The sequence below is a fragment of the Mesorhizobium sp. M2E.F.Ca.ET.209.01.1.1 genome, from assembly GCF_004010375.2.
Classification (GTDB): Bacteria; Pseudomonadota; Alphaproteobacteria; order Rhizobiales; family Rhizobiaceae; genus Mesorhizobium.
Genome location: NZ_SADP02000221.1, coordinates 1 through 425, shown reverse-complemented (window position 1 = coordinate 425; position 425 = coordinate 1). Strand labels below are relative to the sequence as shown.

The window sequence follows — 425 nt, the reverse complement described above, 5'->3', positions numbered from 1 at the left end:
CGGACACCGACGCATGACCGGGTCGATTGAAGTCGCTTCGATTGGCATGGTGACGGCAGTCGGCCTCGACGCCCCATCCTCGTGCGCGGCCATGCGCGCAAAAGTGGACGGGTTCCAAGAAACGCGGTTTCGAGGCCCGCGTGGCGGCTGGCTGACCGGAGCGCCGGTGCCACTTCCCAGAACCTGGATCGGCGAGAAGCGCATTGCGCACCTGGCAGCGGGCGCAATTGTCGAGGCGTTCGACAATTTCCCCGAGGCACGAGGGCAGACCGCCCTGATCCTATGCATAGGTGAAGAAGGCCGTCCGGGTCATCCTGTCCGCAATCCGGCCAACCTCTTGCGCCGCATCGCCGACATCGTCGAGGTCGACGCCTATTCACGCTCCCGGGTCGTTGCCTACGGTCGTCCCTCCGGTCATGTCGCAC

1 pseudogene is annotated in these 425 nt (G+C 65.2%); it reads left to right on the top strand.

The features are described 5' to 3' along the window. Positions 1–13 precede the first annotated feature (13 nt). Positions 14–425: pseudogene (locus EN852_RS35380) on the top strand (3-oxoacyl-ACP synthase); the annotation flags it as partial.